Genomic DNA, 14,597 nt, shown 5'->3' with positions numbered 1-14,597 from the left:
CCGACGATTTGAGCCAGACTGCACTTCAAACACAACCCTAATCGCTTATCCGCCCTGACAGTGACGACCGTGAGTGCTGCGCTTTTTCCGCGATCAGCAGTGCGGCAGCCTCGACCTGTCCCCAGGTGTTCCAGAGCAGCACGCCGCGCACCCGGCCATCGCGCAGATAGTAGACCACCCCCTTGCGAAACGGCTCCTGCCAGTCCTCGACGATGTCCAGGCTGGCGTCCAGTTCTCCCACCGCTTCGTAGCCCAGCTCGAACAGGTCGGAATAGAAGAAAGGCTGATGGCTGTAGATGTCGGTTTGCCCGGTCATATTCCTGCCCGCCATCTCGCCCATGACGTTGGCGTTGTCCTCGTGTTCGACCCGCATGCGATGGTCCAGTGCGGCACTGTAGAAATTCGCCACGTCGCCTGCGGCATAGATGTCGTGATCGCTGGTGCGCAGCAATTCGTCCACCACGATGCCGTTGCTCACCTTGAGGCCGGCCCGTTCTGCCAGCTCGGTGTTGGGCTGGATGCCCAATCCGGCCACGACGCCGTCGGCATGGATTTCCAGTCCTTTGCCGGTCGTGACGACCATCTTGTCCCCGGCCTTGCGCACGGACCTGACCGTCTCGTTCGCCACCAGCGTCACCCCTTTTTCCCGGTAGTACGAATTCAGGAATTCGGCGAGCGGCCGTGGATAGATGCGCGACCCGAGCGCATTCGACGGAAAGATCATTGCGACCCGCTTGCCGTTCATGGCGAGTGCAGCAGCCACTTCCGAACCGATGAAACCGCCGCCGATCACCACGAAGTCCGACCCGTGCTCACTCAGCGAACGCAATCTGCGGTAGTCGGCTGCAGTCCTGAAATAGATCACGCAATCGTCGGCATCCTGCAGCCGCCGCACCGAACCGCCCGTGGCCAGCAACAGCTTTTCATAGGTATGGTCGTTGCCGGCGTCGTCGGTCACGATCTTTTCCCCCGCATCCAGCGCCACCACTTTCCTGCCCAGATGCAGGTCGATGTTCAGGCCGTTGAGGCTGTGCCAGATCGAATCGAACGGAGTCTCTTTCCATAACGACTTGGACAGGGGGGGGCGGTCATAGGGCGGGTCATGTTCATCGCTGAACATGGTGATGGTGCCGCTGTTGTCGATCTTGCGGATGCTGCGGATGGCAGAGTCGGCAGTCATCCCGCCGCCGACGATGAGATATTTGGAGTGTTTCATGTCCGCTCCTTTCAATTGTCAGGCTTGCGATAACGTTATGCCGGAACGGTATCCATAGCCTGCTGCATTAAAGTAACGTGGGGTGAATCACCCAACATGACTACGATATCTTACGCCGTAAACAGGGAGTTGGCGTATACGTCGAGAAAGTCCCTCCCAACAATGACATAGACGGCACGCCCCCGATCGAATTCGAAATTCGGCCGCTTTGGAATGTTTGAACTCGCGCGCAGCAGTCACCATCCGATTGGATGGATATTCGCTTTATGGTATGGTGACCGCAGGAGGATGGTCAGTGCGCTGTCGGATTGGCGTTGACGCCCAGAATTATTAAAAGCATAAAGATTGACCGGAGCAGCCGATTTTCCGGAAATACATTCCAGGTCGATCATGTTGTGCCAATTGGCGCAGTGATTTTGCAGGTTGATCGATAATTCAAAGCGGGGGACTTATGTCACATGAAGACTTGGAGGCGCACGATAAATTCCTCTTTACGCTGGAATGGCTGCTGGCTGTTACCAAGCGCCATGCCGGCGGGCTGCAGTTTGGCCTGGCCCATATCAATTACGAATCTCCAAAGATCCTCGGCGAGACATACGGGGCGCAAAAAGCTGCGCAAAAGCTTGATGAGGTTTCGCACTCTTTGCGCAAGGCTTTCCGCAAGAGCGACCTGGTGGCGCGCGATGGAGGTGACTTCTGGATACTGGTGCCTTTTGCCCCTGCCGAGAAGCTTGTCGACAAGATCAGATACATCATCGAAACAGCGTCACAGAGCGGACTGCAGATCGTGGAGCGTGACATCTCGATCTTCCTGTTGCCCAACGATGCGGCTCAACTGGGTGAAAATGTCACTGCCCAGGAGTTTCTTGCTTATCTCAAGATGAATCACATCACCCTGGCCAGCAACGAAATATCGTTGCCGGCCAGCGAATAGCAATTCCAAAAGCGGAATAATTTCAAATCGACAATACTCGGCTCGGGCATATCCTGTCCGGTCGGGTATTTTTGTCCGATCTTCCCGGCTGATTCGCACAGCCAGACCTGGTTGCCGTTGATGGGCTTCAACCCAGTCCGATAATTCGGATTCGGCCGCTCATTTATTGTCGACCCAGAAATCGTAGCCCGCACTCAGGAACTCGTCGTGGGGGATGTAATGCGAGCCGTCGCACGAGAACGTGAGACCGACGATGCCGTTGAACAGGTTCAGCGTGCCCGAGCGCAGGTAGAACATCTCGTCCATGAAACGCAGCTGGCGGAACAGTTCCAGCACCGCGCGTATCCGGTCGCGCGGCACCAGCGCATCCTTTGGATAGGTCGTCACGGGATAGGCGAGGCAGATATCGGGGTCGTTCAGCGCATCGATATCGAGCAGGCGGTAACGATAGGGATCGTCCATCACCCAGAGCACGGCGCGGCTGCTGGAGAAGTGCAGCATCACATGGTAGACGCCGTGGTAGACCATCAATTCCTCGAGCACTCCCAGCACGGTATCGATGTGCTGGTCCATCGCGCTTTCCACCCTGTGCTGGTGAAACACCGTGTCGCGGATGGAAGGGTCGCCCTTGAGCTGGCGCCAGACCGCCGGCTCGTCGTACAGCTTGTGCGTCAGCGGCAGGTCGCGCAGATCGAAATCGGTGCCGATGAAGCCGAGCACAATACCCGCCCGGTCGCGTACCACCTGCACGGCGGTGAGCGAAGGGCGCCGTCCGATCAGGCTGATATAGGCTTCCGAAAGCAGCGTGCCGGAGACCGGCAAGACTACGTTCAGGTAAGGCCGCTTCGACCTGTCGCGACCAAAGGATGCGGGTGCCAGGCCATCAGCGCCGACATTGCTGCTGACCTGTATCCCGCCGGTATCCACCGCATACAGCGCTCTGCCGAAGGGTAGCGTCTGCAAGCCATCGACCAGCATCTGGTCAAGTCTCGTGCGATCGGTCCAGACCGGATGGCAACGTTCCGCCAGTCGCTGCAGCGGCTCCTGCATGACTTGCAGAAGTTCGCTGCGCTGCTGCGCGATGCTTTGCTGCAATGTCTCTTTCGCGGCGGGCATCACAACATCTCGACGACCCACTTCGTCACCGTTCCGGTGGCATGGGCACACTGCTGGCCACGCGCCTCGTCGAATGCCTTGTATTCGTCGGCATTCCACATGTCGTAGGTGCGGCCCGTGAACTGCTGCTGCAATTGCTGGCAGGTGACGCCGCCGAATTCCTGGCGGAAACGTTCGGTGAGCTCCTTCGCCTTCCTGAAATTGTTGATATGGCGTCCGCTATCCAGCTTGTCGCGGTCGCGCCCATATTTTGCGCTCAGTGCCATCAGACCGCCGGTGAGTGCGCCGCAGACACCCTCGCCTAGCAGCCCGCCGCCACCCGAGAGCCCGTGACTCGCCTTCACCGTCTGGTCGTCGACGATGCCAATGGTCTCCTGTACGGTCGCCAGTACGCATTGCGGGCAACAGCCGTAATCAAGTTCGTACTGGAGGGCCTTCGCGTAGGCCTGTTCGCCAAGCGCGCACTTTTGTTCGGTGTCCATGATGAGGCTCCTTAATATTAGTAAGCACTAATATTATGATACGTCTGGGAGGTTCGATCCGCAATGGAGGGTTTCGGGGATCGTTGGTGCCGGGATATGCTACGGCGGCAAGATTAAGGAAATATGTAGTTCGCCGAAGGGCGTTCCATCAACTGCCGCTGACGCGGAACCAGCCGGCGATGCTGCGCCGGGTGGCATGCGAAACGAGAACCTCATGCGGGAACTGCTCGCTCAGGAAGATGGCCATCGTGCCGAAGGTCGGCTGGACCTTCTCGATGGCCGTGTCTCCGGACGGATCGTAGATGAGCAGCTCGCCGCCATTGCCGGCTTGCCAGTCTTCGTTCAGGTACAGCACGGTGGTCAGGATGCGGTTCTTCCTGCCTTGCAGCACATCGGAATGTTTTGCGTAACCGTCACCCTCGCCGTAGATCGCGTAGTGGCACTCGTAATCGAACAAACCCATGAATAGCGCTGCATTCAGCCCCAGGCGCAACTCTTCCATGCGGGCCAGATAGGCTTGATCGGAGCTGTTGGAGGCATCCAGCCAATCGATGACATCGCCGCGTATCGAATCGATGCGCTGTTTCGCCGCACCGCGTCCCACCTGTGCGGCACGGAAGCGCGCGGGATCGTCGTCGTTGCAGCGCGCGAGCAGTCCGGCCAGCAGTTCATCCGGCAGCGGCCTGTCGAGAATGATGTAGCCCTTGCGTTCAAGCGCGTCGGCGATCTTTACGATGTCCATGGTGTTCGAGTCTAGCACTGATACAGTGGTGCTCCGGTGCCGATTGGCGGGCTCAGGTCACGCCGAGGTTGATGCGTAGCTGGCCTTTGAAGTCCGGGTCGGACATCCCGGTGTGAGGGTGCAGCGATTGTACCTGCAACAGCTGTGCGATGTTTTCCGGCGGTTCCGGGTGTCCGATCAGATAGCCCTGCAGCAGGTCGCACCCGCATGACATCAGGAAACGCTTTTCGCTTTCCTGTTCGACGCCTTCGGCCACCACATGCAACCCAAGTTTGCCAGCCATCGCCACGATGGCTTCCACCAGCACGGATTGTTCGCTGCTGGAGGTCACATTCTGCACAAAAGAGCGGTCGATCTTCAGCACGTCCACCGGCAAGCGGCTGAGATAGGACAGCGAAGAGTGCCCGGTGCCGAAGTCGTCGATGGATATCCGCACACCGTGGTTGCGCAGTTCGGTCAGCCGCTCGCGCACGATGGGATCGCTGTCCATCAACATGCGTTCGGTGATCTCGATCTCAAGGCATTCCGGCGGCAATTCCTGGGCACGCAGCGTGGCGATGGTGTGCTCGACGACGCCTGCATTCAGGAAGCGGGAGGGGCAAACGTTCACTGCCATGAACAGGTCGGGGCATAACTGCTCGCGCCAGACCTTGAGCTGGCGGCAGGCCTTGAGGAACACCCATTCGTCCAGGATGCGGATAAGGTCGGATTGCTCGGCCACGGGAATGAACTGATCCGGAGGAACCGTGCCCAGCAGCGGACTGTGCCAGCGCGAAAGGGCCTCCAGGCCGCGGATCTGTCCCGAATGGCTGTCCACCAGCGGCTGGTAGTACAGAGTCAGTTCGTCGCGTCCAAGGGCGGCGCGCAGTTCCACTTCCAGCGTCGCCGTGCGTTCTGCCTTGTGGCTCATCTCGGGCGCGAAGAACTCCACCCGGTCGCGACCGTGCTCCTTGGCGCGGTACAGCGAAATCTCCGCGCAACGCAGCAATGCCTCTGCCGATTCGCCATCCTGGGGATAGCGCACCACGCCCATGCTGGCGGTGATCGTGAACTGGCGATCCAGCACGGTGATCGGGGAGCGCAGACAGGCGAGCAGATGATTGGCTACCTGCTCGCTGGCAAGCTCGGGCAACAACAGCAGGAAACCGTCGCCTTCAAGTCCGGTCATGTGGGCATGCGGCGGCAGGTTGTAACGCAGGCGTTCGGCGACCTCGGCCAGCAGGACATTGCCGGCGTTATGTCCCAGCGCATTGTTGACGCGCCGGAAGTGATCCAGATCCAGCACAGCGACGGCGAAACCGTATTGTTGCGCTTGTGCTTCCGCGATCTCCCGTTCGATCTCGCGCAGCGCCCAATAGTGCGGCGAAGCGGCAAGCGAGGCCTCTTCGTCCGCCACGGGCCGCACCGGGTGGCCGGGGAAGCAGGTCAACAAGCCGCCGGCGAAAGCGTGTGCCACGGCCTGCGGCAGCGAACTGGCATCCAGCTTGTGCAACACCTGCTCCAGCAACTGCTGCACTTCCGCCTCGGGCAAGGCCAGTCTTTGCGCGATCTGCGCCACGTCCAGGCCGTCGGAGATCCAGCCCAGGCATGCGCCTTCCTGGCGCGACAACACACCATCCTCGTCATGCAGAAAAGGCACGGCGATGCGGGAATAGGCTTCCTGGAAATACAGGGCGAACAGGACGACGCGCCCGATATCCTCCAGCCCGCGGCAAGTCTCGCTGCGGCAGGCCAGTCCCATGCCGCCGATACTGTTGCTGGCGCTATCGAACAAAGGCACCGACATGCCCGATACGATGCCGTGATGTCGAGCATCCTCGAACATGAGTCCTGCTCCTGCGCTTTCGAATGCCTCGGCGCTCCAGATATAAGGCGTGCGCCGCTCCATGCTGTGACGCACCGCCGGGTCGATCGAGGCATAGCCTGCGCTGACATACTTTTCGATCCATGCGGCTGGGTAAGTGGTGATGACTTTGGTGAAGCTGGTGGTGCTGTTCTCCATCTTGAGGCCGGTGGCATACAGGAAATAATCGAAGCCAAAACCAACCACAACTTCCTGTGCCCGCTGCCGAAGTTCGGCCTCGTTCCTGACTTCCAGCAGCGATTTGAAATCGTCGTGGCTCATCCGCGCCGGCAATGCTGCAAGCTTATGAAGACATGTGGAAACGATGCCTGGTCCAAGAAGGATGCAAGCGTGTCAGGGCGGCAGAAAATTTTACTTCCTCCTTGAGGGATCTTTTTCCGGCTATTGGTTTGATTGCAGATTCCGGTGGCGGCATTCTATATGTTGCCAAGCGAACATTGCCAGCATTTTTCACTGCGACAACGGTGCTTTTATCCTAGTGTTTTCCCCTAGTCTTCGGTCAGTCGAATTCAATGGTTCGATGCTCCGAAACTGGCGTGAAAGGATATGGCGCCAGCCGCAATAACTGTACCGAAGCGTGCCAGTACTCGAACCGGCACAGCGCCGGGGCACGTGGCAAGGGGTATACTGCAAGCGTTCAATGACGGAGCGGAGGCTCTGTGTCCGACTATCTCATCAACCTGCATGAGGCGATCTACTCCCTGTCCGATGCGCTCGATCTGGTCGGTGTGACCCACATCCATCACGGCAAGCGCGTCGCCTACATGGCTGCGGAGTGCGGCAAGCATCTGTGTTGGAACAAGACGCAACTCGACGAACTGTTCCAGGCAGCCATCCTGCACGACAGCGGCGTTTCCAAGACTGCGGTGCATGCCAAGCTGGCCCAGTTGCAATGGGAAGAGGAGAGTGAGCATTGCCATCTGGGAGCAGCATTGATGAGCTCGTCGCCCATGCTGCAACGCTTCGCTCCCATCGTGCGGCACCATCACACCCACTGGCACGAGCTCAAGTCGATGGACCTGCCGCTCGAGGTCAAACTCAATGCCAACTGCATCTACATGGTGGACCGCGTCGACATCCTCACCCTCAAATATCTCGTCAACGATACCGACATCCTGCTGGGCAAGGAATCCATCCGCCAGACCATCGCCGACAGGCGCGACGAATGGTTCTGCCCGGAACTGGTCGATGCGTTCATGGAAATATCGTATTCCGAAGCCTTCTGGTTCTCGCTTGAGGCCAACAACATCAACGGCTATGTCTCGACCTGGCTGAGCGAGACCCACGCGCAGCGCATGAGCTTCGAGGAGTTGCGCAGCCTGGTCAGCGTGTTCTCGCGCATCGTCGATGCCAAAAGCGCCTTCACCCGGGAGCATTCGGATGGCGTGGCCAATCTGTCGCGCCATCTGGGCGAACTGTTCGGCTTGGCGGAGACCAACTGCGAGATGCTCGAACTGGCAGGCCTGTTGCACGACATCGGCAAGCTGCGCATCCCCGACGAGTTGCTGGAAAAGCCGGGCAGGCTCACCGAAGCGGAGATCGGCCTAATGCGCCGCCACAGCTTCGACACCTACAACATCCTCAAGAACATCACCGGGCTGGAACAAGTCTCGCTATGGGCGGCGCATCACCATGAGCGAGTGGATGGCAGCGGCTATCCCTACCATCTCGACAAGGACGGGCTGTCGCTGGAAGCACGCATCATCGAAGTCGCCGACGTGTTCCAGGCATTGGCGCAGCGCCGCCCTTACCGCGAACCGCTGCCGCCGGAACAGATCCTGGTCATCCTCAAGGAACAGGTCGCCAAAGGCAAACTGGATGCCGATGTGGTCGGCAAGGTCGACCTGGATCTGCATGCCTGCTGGCAAGCCGCGATCCGCAAAGGGGAAGTGCAGATGGCACCTGTCCTGCAGGGAGTCAGTGCTGATTGAGCAAATGCAGTTCCGGCGGTTTGCTGCAGGCTGGGTATCGCTGCTGTGCAGCAGGACGATGAGAGTGTTCATCGGCTTTCGGGAGAAAGGATGGAATTGACCAAGGCCGTGTTTTATCGAAAGTGACTCGAACCCGGCCTCGTCGATCGAGGTTCGTTGAAACAGATACTCCAGCTGCCCAGGCGGTGCTGAACAGCTAGCAGTCTATAGAATGCCTGTTCACGGGCATTGCGGGAAGGCAGTGGACAGGAAGAACTCGCCGGTATCGGCCGGCTCCACCGGGGCGATAGCGAGTGCAACCTCGTTTTCGCCCTTCAGCGTACGCGGCGGAATCCATCCCGCACTCATCACTTCCTCGCCATACTCTTCAAGCATCAGTTGCTCATGTGCGATATCGCATCCATCCATATCCAGCACAATGGTAGCCATGACACACCTCCTTGCTGGGGCAGCAAAACCACACCCCGATTGCATACTAGCGGAACGGGCAGATGAAATACATAAGCAATATCCGGTATTTCACCGCTGGCCGAACCAGTAGCCGCATCTGACCAGGATCGGCCAAATGCACTTCCAATAACGTTTTCGGGGCGATGGCGGATGACGCGGCAAGACAAAAATACCCGAACCGGTTTCTTTTTCAGGCTTTGGCCTGGGGGAGGCTGCGTCAGGCGATAGCCTGAAGATCGCCTATTGACGGGCATTCCGGGCAAGCTGGTGTGTCACGTTCTGGTCGTGCAGAGCATCCGTTGGCGGAGCTGATGAGATGTTTTCCCCTTTAATACCAGGCCAGATAGGAAAGCTCAGGCAGCCATCTCCGCCAGTTTGCACACCGTGTTCCAGTTGCGCGCACTGGCTGCCACGCCAAGCAGTCTTTCGGCTCGCGCTGCAAGTTTGGAGTTGCCGACGCCATCCGGGGCGTGCAGATAGAACACCTTGCCCGCCAGCTTGAAGCGTTCGCTGGGGGTCTTGATGGCTTCCAGTGACTTCAGGTCAGGCTGCTGCGGTACCTCATCCAGAAAGAACAGGTGCAGCGATTTGGGTTCGGACTCGGCTTCCGGGTAAGGATTGCCCGCCATCGCCTTTTTCAACTCCGCCGCATCCAGCAGCAGGATGTGCGGCGCAAAGCCATGCTGTGCCTTGATCGCCGCGCTGATCTTTGCCGCCAGCGTTGCCTTGTTCTTCAGGTCGCAACCGAACACCACATTGCCGCTCTGTATGTACGTTTGCACATCGCACAATCCCATCTCCGTCAGCAGAGCAGACAGCTCCTTCATCGGCAACTTGTTGTTGCCGCCGACATTGATGCCGCGCAGCAGGGCGATGAGTGTGGTCATGGGTTGCCAGATCGGGAACCGGTAATGGTCAGGAGCATAGTTTATCGAAAATCGATTCGAGCCTGATCCTTTGATTCGGGAGTTGTGCCAGAATCGGTGCAGTTGCAGCGCGAGGAGAAGATTGAATGAAATACCGGCACTACAAGGGCGGCATCTACGAGATCGTCTGCGAGGCGAAGCTGGAGGCCGACCCGAACATCTTCATGATGGTCTACAAGTCTGAAGAAGGCATGATCTGGACGCGCCCCAAGACTGCCTTCTTCGAGACAGTGCAACACCAGGGGCAGACCGTACCGCGCTTCGCCCCACTGGGCTGAACTGCGGCCTCTCGATCGACATTTCATATCGGGACTCACGGTGGACTTTGCGAGCTTGTTGCTACTGACAGTATTGGGACTGGGAGGCTGGTTCTGGCTGCACAGCATACGCATCCTCGAGCTTGCACGCGAAGCCGGCAGGCGAGCCTGCAACAGGATGGACGTTCAATTTCTGGACGATACCGTTGCCAGCAGCCACTTGGCGCTGGCGCGCGATGCGAACGGTCGTCGGGTATTGCGTCGCACCTATCGCTTCGAATTCAGCGAAACAGGCGATAGCCGGAGGGAGGGGAAGGTGGTGATGCTTGGCGACCGGGTTGAAAGGGTTGCCATGGAGCCGTATCAGATATTGGAGTGAGGGCGCGCAAGGCAATGGGGAGCTACCTCACATGGTGTCGGGACGGCGGTGGCGATTCTACAGTCAACCCTCAGGTCCCGCAGAACGTGCGGTAGCTCGCCGTCTCTTCGCGCGACGCGGGCTGGATGTAGATATCATCGTCATCGCGCGGCTCGAACGGTCGGCGCACCGCGTCCAGCAGGCGCTCGAACGGAGCAAGGTCGTCGTAGTCAGAAGCCGCCGCCAACGCCTGCTCGACCAGATGGTTGCGCGGAATGACCATGGGGTTCACCTTCGCCATTGCCTGTGCGCGCTCGGCCCCCGGCACGGTGCCGAACATCGCCCGCCAGCGTGCAAACCAATCTTCCAGCGCGGCAGCATGCGCACCGAACAATGCGCGCAGCGGCGCTTCGTTGCCAGCGGCAGCATCGCCCAGCCGACGCCAGCCCAGCGTGAAGTCCACCTCATAGCGTTGCAACAGATGCATGAATTCGGTGGCGAGGAGGTCTGCCGCTTCGCCACCATCCGGCAGCCCCACCTTGCTGCGCAGCAACGCCGACCAGTGCGCAGACAACTGCTTCTCAAACTTCCCGATGGCCGCCATCGCCAGCGCGCCTGCGCGATCCGCATCGGTGTCGATCAGCGTCAACAGCGTCTCGGCCAGACGCGAAAGGTTCCAGTGCGCGATGGCAGGCTGGTTGGCCCAGGCATAGCGCCCATCGTGGTCGATCGAACTGAACACCTCCTCGGGATCGAAATGCTCCATGAACGCGCAAGGCCCGTAGTCGATGGTCTGGCCGGAGATGGTCATGTTGTCGGTGTTCATCACCCCGTGGATGAAACCCAACCCCATCCATTGCGCGATCAACTGTGCCTGGCGTTCCACCACCTGCTCCAGCAAGCCGAGATGGCGCTGCGGCTGGCCCTGCAAGTGCGGCGCATGGCGCGTGATGGCATGCTCGGCGAGGCGGCCCAGCAACGCGGCATCCTCGGCGCGCGCCGCATATTCAAAACTGCCCACGCGCAGATGGCTGGCAGCCACACGCGCGAGTACCGCACCGGGCAAGGCCCTTTCGCGGCGCACCGATTCGCCCGTCGCCACCGCCGCCAGCACCCGCGTCGTCGGCACACCCAGCGCATGCATCGCTTCGGCGATCAGGAACTCGCGCAGCACCGGCCCCACCGCCGCCTTGCCATCACCATTGCGTGCAAAAGGCGTGGGGCCGGAACCCTTCAGCGCAAGATCGAAGCGGTGTCTGGAGGCATTGACGATCTCGCCCAGCAACAACGCACGCCCATCACCCAAACGCGGCGAGTAATGCCCGAACTGGTGACCGGCATAAGCCTGCGCCACCGGCTCTGCCCCCTCGGGGATGCGCTGCCCGGAAAACACCGCAAGCCCAGCATCACTGCGCAATGCCTGCGCATCCAGCCCCAGCTCTTGTGCAAGTGCATCGTTGAATTGCAGCCAGCGCGGCGCAGGCGCTGGCTCGGGTTGCCAGCGCACATACATGCATTGCACCTCTCGGGCGAACTGGTTATCCAGACGCAAACCGGTCTGTTTATCTATGGTGGACATGGTGTCAGCCTGTAATGGAATAGGGCGCGATGCGCATGCATCGCCAAGGACGGCAGGGCTGATGCCCTCCGTGGAAAACATCCTACGCCTGAGCTCAGGCAATAAAAATGGGTACGGGTAGTAGGGGTGTTTGGATGAGAGGTTGGAGGGGTGGCGCGGGGAGTTGTGGTCTGCTCCTGATTGTTCTACTGAAAATCAAATGCGAAGCTGACCCTAATGGCCTCTCAGCGGATGGCACAGCCTACATGAACTTGGCTAGCTCATGCAGATCACGAATCAAACTGCGAGAAATGCGATTGAACTCGTCTATCGACTGATCCAGACTTTCCCTCGAACCGCTTTGAATCTTGATTACGATGTCGCCAGCGTGCTTGTGAAACTCGGCGTGGGTGTTCTTGAGGTTTTCAAAATGAGGTTGGTCGTGGAAGATCTCGGAAAAAGGGCTATGGATCCATTTACCCAGCTCGCATGCCGTATCAACATAGACATCTCCGGGATTGAAAACCTCCTTCGATTCGCCAGTGATAGCATTCTGGAAACGCGCTTTCCATTTGATATGAGCCTGAATCGCTTCCAACAGATCCAATCCGGAGCGCTGGCCGGAGTTATCCGATTCGATCACACCCTTCTTCTTTTTCAGCCCTAGCCGGTACAGGAGTCCCGAGTTGGTCTGATAGGTCTGAATGTTCTCGAACAGTTCAAAGTGCCTTACGAAGGGCCGGCTCAGCAGCGGGTTCTTCAGCATCTGGGCGTAATCGCCTTTTTGGAACTGCAACTGATGGGTGGCGAATGCAATGCCCAGGTTGTAAAGCGAGAAACCATTCTCGATCCAGCTCTTCCAGTTGTCTTCTGTTGCGCGCAGATCCCAATCGACCTCGCCGCTGTTGATACCGGAAAGCGTCGAAGTCGCCATTCCGTCTTCAATGACGAGTACACCCCGCGGCTGGGGTTCCCCAATGAAACCGTACCCGACTCGGGAAGAAAACAATGCCTTCTGCAAGGGCTCGTAGACCTGGGGAGCTGAGTTCCATGCATTCTTCAGGGCGGTCATCCATTGTTCGGAAAATAAGTCGATCATATTTTCACCTTCCGTGGTTGGCTTGACCAAGAGCATAACCGGAATATCGGCCATGAAGGCGTCTATCGTTTTGAATTCAGCGAAACGGGTGACAGTAGGCAGGAAGGGAAAGTGGTCATGCTCGGCGAGCGGGTTGAAAGGGTGGCTATGGAGCCGTATCAGGTTGTGGAGTGAGGGGCTGGCTAAAGGAAATGCGAAGCTGACCCTTTTAGCTCCGCCGGTTGCTGAAGTAGTAAGTACTCTCTGTCCGGTTCTGGTCGCAGCCCTTTTGCGTAGGTCTTGACCAGCCGTGATTGATCAGCATCGAAAGTAATGCCTCCAATTAGGCAGGCATCTGCAATCTCTGTGTTTACTTGTCGCAAGTGCAGATAGTTTCTCTGCGTCAATGCCAGTATTACCGCTTTAAGGGCTGCACAATCTCGACCGTAGCCTGAGCGTTTTCCCATCTTCAGGCCCATGACGTTCAAACAAATGCCCAGCAAGCGTGCATTTTTGTAGTTTGGCGAAGATTCGATGCTCTGTATTTCATCATAGAGCAGCCGGCGCAGCTTGAATTGAACGATTTTCCAAGCTCGCCCTTCATTGCTGAGCCCGAAAAAATCACCCCATACGGAATTGTGATGGATACTCCATGCCTTGTCTGACGGTCCGTCGATTAAAGCCGCAGAATGTATGATTTTAAACATGGCCTCGGCGAGCCTGTCGTAGAAGTCCTCATTCATAAGTCGATTGCGTTCTCGATGGTGAATCCGCAAGGTACGCGCCTCCGGCTGAGGCTTCAGTTGGTCAATCGCATTTATGCTGTTCTTTATGAAATCCACGCCAGCATCGAGGCGATGCCATGCATCGCCAACGTAGTCGTCGTCAGACTTTTTGATATCCCAGATAGCGCGATTGCAGGTTTCGTGAATATTGCCCAGAGCTCCAGTCAAGACGTAGGAATGTTGACCCCAATGTCCATCATCCAAATAGTTCTTGAGTGTCATCTGCACAGCGCGACAATAAGCCTCGAATTGATCAGCGTTCCAAGCCCAAACTGATTTGTAATCGATATCGAGCGGGGAATGATTCTGAAGGGCTTCCACCAGTTTGTAGTTCCCATAAAGAGCTTGACTAAGTGGTTTGATGTAACCAAGCAGCCCCGAGTTATATCCATCGTCCTCATGGTACAAACTGGAGTCTTTGTTTTGAATCGCTTCGGTAGATACGTTCTTAGCAAATAAGCCAATGGGAACGTGGAATGCCTTTGATTCGGCGACAGCATCGAGGAATCGGATAGCCGTAATAGGAGATGAGGCCACAATATGTCTACAGAGCTTTCGATTGGCGATAAGTAACAACATATCGTTTGCGTAACCTTCAGCGCATGGTTTCAGCTTATCTTTTGCCTCAGTTTTAGCCTTGTTCAATCCTGCAGCGAAAGTGACCAGTGATTCAGCAGAATACGCGAGTTCGTGAGCGATGATTGGAAGTTCTGTCTCCGATCCTTTCAACACAATACGATAAAGTTCTTGTGCATACTGGTAGTAGTTATTGCGCCCGAAGATCGTTGGTTTGATGAACGCGTAGTGCATCCATGTGATAACCAGTCCGAGAAATAGTGCAGCCAATATCCCTTGCCAGATCGCAGCGCTGATGAGGATGTTTGGCACGAGCCATTTCTC

15 protein-coding genes are annotated in these 14,597 nt (G+C 57.7%); 5 read left to right on the top strand and 10 right to left on the bottom strand.

The genetic code is table 11. The features are described from left to right. Positions 1-37 precede the first annotated feature (37 nt). Positions 38-1,216: an NAD(P)/FAD-dependent oxidoreductase gene (locus SLIT_RS11365; protein ID WP_013030402.1), complete on the bottom strand. Its 1,179-nt coding sequence runs from the start codon at positions 1,214-1,216 to the stop codon at positions 38-40. Between the two features lie 451 nt (positions 1,217-1,667). On the opposite strand from SLIT_RS11365, the gene SLIT_RS11360 reads away from it, so the two are divergent. Then, positions 1,668-2,150: a diguanylate cyclase domain-containing protein gene (locus tag SLIT_RS11360; RefSeq protein WP_013030401.1), complete on the top strand. Its 483-nt coding sequence runs from the start codon at positions 1,668-1,670 to the stop codon at positions 2,148-2,150. A 159-nt stretch (positions 2,151-2,309) separates the two neighbouring features. Here the strand turns inward: SLIT_RS11360 and SLIT_RS11355 are convergent, their stop codons facing one another. From SLIT_RS11355 to SLIT_RS15355, 4 genes are all read right to left on the bottom strand, one after another. Then, on the bottom strand, positions 2,310-3,266 hold the full coding sequence (locus SLIT_RS11355; RefSeq protein WP_013030400.1) for a PDC sensor domain-containing protein: 957 nt from the start codon (positions 3,264-3,266) through the stop codon (positions 2,310-2,312). Then, positions 3,266-3,748: a C-GCAxxG-C-C family protein gene (locus SLIT_RS11350; RefSeq protein WP_013030399.1), complete on the bottom strand. Its 483-nt coding sequence runs from the start codon at positions 3,746-3,748 to the stop codon at positions 3,266-3,268. Before SLIT_RS11350 ends, SLIT_RS11355 begins: the two co-directional genes overlap by 1 nt. 148 nt (positions 3,749-3,896) lie before the next feature. After that, positions 3,897-4,490 (bottom strand): 2OG-Fe(II) oxygenase, encoded by a 594-nt coding sequence (locus SLIT_RS11345; protein WP_013030398.1) that lies wholly within the window; start codon positions 4,488-4,490, stop codon positions 3,897-3,899. A 52-nt stretch (positions 4,491-4,542) separates the two neighbouring features. Next, entirely contained in the window at positions 4,543-6,615 is a 2,073-nt protein-coding gene (locus SLIT_RS15355) for an EAL domain-containing protein (protein ID WP_013030397.1), read from the bottom strand. 398 nt (positions 6,616-7,013) lie between these two features. Between SLIT_RS15355 and SLIT_RS11335 the strand changes: the two genes are divergently transcribed. Beyond that, positions 7,014-8,285 carry an HD domain-containing phosphohydrolase gene (locus tag SLIT_RS11335; RefSeq protein WP_013030396.1) on the top strand — a complete coding sequence of 424 codons (1,272 nt, stop codon included), beginning with the start codon at positions 7,014-7,016 and terminating at the stop codon, positions 8,283-8,285. A gap of 219 nt (positions 8,286-8,504) precedes the next feature. Here SLIT_RS11335 and SLIT_RS11330 read toward each other — a convergent pair whose 3' ends face one another. After that, complete coding sequence (locus tag SLIT_RS11330; RefSeq protein WP_013030395.1) at positions 8,505-8,714, bottom strand: hypothetical protein; 210 nt, start codon at positions 8,712-8,714, stop codon at positions 8,505-8,507. Positions 8,715-9,088: 374 nt separating this feature from the next. Continuing rightward, the gene (locus SLIT_RS11325) at positions 9,089-9,622 is read right to left on the bottom strand and encodes a DUF1697 domain-containing protein (protein ID WP_013030394.1); all 534 of its coding nucleotides are present in this window, start codon (positions 9,620-9,622) and stop codon (positions 9,089-9,091) included. 125 nt (positions 9,623-9,747) lie between these two features. Here SLIT_RS11325 and SLIT_RS11320 point away from each other — a divergent pair, with 125 nt between their 5' ends. Then, entirely contained in the window at positions 9,748-9,939 is a 192-nt protein-coding gene (locus SLIT_RS11320) for a DUF1653 domain-containing protein (protein ID WP_013030393.1), read from the top strand. A 55-nt stretch (positions 9,940-9,994) separates the two neighbouring features. Then, positions 9,995-10,297, top strand: a complete 303-nt coding sequence (locus tag SLIT_RS11315) for a DUF3301 domain-containing protein (RefSeq protein ID WP_223293795.1) — start codon at positions 9,995-9,997, stop codon at positions 10,295-10,297. 70 nt (positions 10,298-10,367) lie between these two features. On the opposite strand, the gene SLIT_RS11310 is transcribed toward SLIT_RS11315, so the two are convergent. Together SLIT_RS11310 and SLIT_RS15350 are read right to left on the bottom strand one after the other, a co-directional pair. Then, complete coding sequence (locus SLIT_RS11310) at positions 10,368-11,855, bottom strand: protein adenylyltransferase SelO (RefSeq protein ID WP_013030391.1); 1,488 nt, start codon at positions 11,853-11,855, stop codon at positions 10,368-10,370. 241 nt (positions 11,856-12,096) lie between these two features. Then, the gene (locus SLIT_RS15350) at positions 12,097-12,987 is read right to left on the bottom strand and encodes a CZB domain-containing protein (protein WP_013030390.1); all 891 of its coding nucleotides are present in this window, start codon (positions 12,985-12,987) and stop codon (positions 12,097-12,099) included. Here SLIT_RS15350 and SLIT_RS16220 point away from each other — a divergent pair. After that, positions 12,934-13,107: a DUF3301 domain-containing protein gene (locus SLIT_RS16220; protein WP_223293859.1), complete on the top strand. Its 174-nt coding sequence runs from the start codon at positions 12,934-12,936 to the stop codon at positions 13,105-13,107. The two genes, SLIT_RS15350 and SLIT_RS16220, sit on opposite strands and share 54 nt — an antisense overlap. Positions 13,108-13,115: 8 nt before the next feature. Here SLIT_RS16220 and SLIT_RS15345 read toward each other — a convergent pair whose 3' ends face one another. Further along, positions 13,116-14,585, bottom strand: coding sequence for a hypothetical protein (locus SLIT_RS15345; protein ID WP_150103000.1), 1,470 nt, complete (start codon positions 14,583-14,585; stop codon positions 13,116-13,118). Positions 14,586-14,597 lie beyond the last annotated feature (12 nt).

Source organism: Sideroxydans lithotrophicus ES-1, from assembly GCF_000025705.1.
GTDB lineage: Bacteria > Pseudomonadota > Gammaproteobacteria > Burkholderiales > Gallionellaceae > Sideroxyarcus > Sideroxyarcus lithotrophicus.
The sequence above is the reverse complement of the archived record's forward strand: the minus strand, read 5'-3'. Positions and strand labels throughout refer to the sequence as shown.

Excerpts from the sequence above, each read along its gene's own strand:
- SLIT_RS11365 (WP_013030402.1), bottom strand. The coding sequence starts at position 1,216 with ATGAAACACTCCAAATATCTCATCGTCGGCGGCGGGATGACTGCCGAC.
- SLIT_RS11360 (WP_013030401.1), top strand. The coding sequence starts at position 1,668 with ATGTCACATGAAGACTTGGAGGCGCACGATAAATTCCTCTTTACGCTG.
- SLIT_RS11355 (WP_013030400.1), bottom strand. The coding sequence starts at position 3,266 with ATGCCCGCCGCGAAAGAGACATTGCAGCAAAGCATCGCGCAGCAGCGC.
- SLIT_RS11350 (WP_013030399.1), bottom strand. The coding sequence starts at position 3,748 with ATGGACACCGAACAAAAGTGCGCGCTTGGCGAACAGGCCTACGCGAAG.
- SLIT_RS11345 (WP_013030398.1), bottom strand. The coding sequence starts at position 4,490 with ATGGACATCGTAAAGATCGCCGACGCGCTTGAACGCAAGGGCTACATC.
- SLIT_RS15355 (WP_013030397.1), bottom strand. The coding sequence starts at position 6,615 with ATGAGCCACGACGATTTCAAATCGCTGCTGGAAGTCAGGAACGAGGCC.
- SLIT_RS11330 (WP_013030395.1), bottom strand. The coding sequence starts at position 8,714 with ATGGCTACCATTGTGCTGGATATGGATGGATGCGATATCGCACATGAG.
- SLIT_RS11325 (WP_013030394.1), bottom strand. The coding sequence starts at position 9,622 with ATGACCACACTCATCGCCCTGCTGCGCGGCATCAATGTCGGCGGCAAC.
- SLIT_RS11320 (WP_013030393.1), top strand. The coding sequence starts at position 9,748 with ATGAAATACCGGCACTACAAGGGCGGCATCTACGAGATCGTCTGCGAG.
- SLIT_RS11310 (WP_013030391.1), bottom strand. The coding sequence starts at position 11,855 with ATGTCCACCATAGATAAACAGACCGGTTTGCGTCTGGATAACCAGTTC.
- SLIT_RS15350 (WP_013030390.1), bottom strand. The coding sequence starts at position 12,987 with ATGGCCGATATTCCGGTTATGCTCTTGGTCAAGCCAACCACGGAAGGT.